Origin of the sequence: Bartonella sp. OD88NMGDW (assembly GCF_042193775.1) — a bacterium.
Lineage (GTDB): Bacteria > Pseudomonadota > Alphaproteobacteria > Rhizobiales > Rhizobiaceae > Bartonella > Bartonella grahamii.
Genome location: NZ_JBHIMA010000076.1, coordinates 1 through 725, shown reverse-complemented (window position 1 = coordinate 725; position 725 = coordinate 1). Strand labels below are relative to the sequence as shown.

1 pseudogene is annotated in these 725 nt (G+C 47.0%); it reads right to left on the bottom strand.

From position 1 onward, the window contains the following. Positions 1 to 623 (bottom strand): annotated as a pseudogene (locus ACFIJR_RS09175) (hypothetical protein); the annotation flags it as partial. Positions 624 to 725: the final 102 nt, after the last annotated feature.

Genomic DNA, 725 nt, shown 5'->3' with positions numbered 1-725 from the left:
TCTCCTGCCGTTGCCTTGGCTTCTCTTGCCTCTGTCAAAGCTGTCTCTACTGTGCTTTGAACTTGTGTCACTCTTTGAGAGCTTTCCGTGACCGCTGTCGTCACTCTATCGGCTGCACCTTTAGTATCCTCCGCAATACGCTTGGCTTCTTGCGCTAACCTCTCTGCCGCTTCTGATTTCATCTTGGCATCTTCTGAAGAGGTTTTCGAGACCTCTGCTGTTGTCTTGGCGGCATTGGATGTTGTTAATGCCGTATTTGCCTGCTCTAAAGCTGTATCAGCTGTCGTCTTGGCGGCATTGGCTACAGTAACTGAACTCGCTGCTGTGTCTGCTGCTTGCGCTATCGTCGTCGCTGCTGCATCCGATAATTCCTTGACACTATCTGCTATAGTTTTCGCTTGATCTGCTGTTTGTTGCGCGCCATTCGCACGCGCCATGGCTTTTTCTGCTTCTTTCCTTGCATTAACAACCTGCTCTAACGGCGCAAAGGTTTCATACGAATACAAAGATGCCGTCCCTAAAAGCTTCGGAACAACAACGCTGTCTTGAGAAGTTCCTGCTATCATTTCTTCTCTCGTCGCGACAGGTATCAAATATTCATGTTCATGATCGGGTATCTTCATCTGCTTTCGTCCTCACATCATTCAGAGTACTTCGTCTAATGAACACTCTTTCAAATCTTCAAACTCTTCTCTTAAAGCCTCTAAGCGCTTCTCTAAATCTTT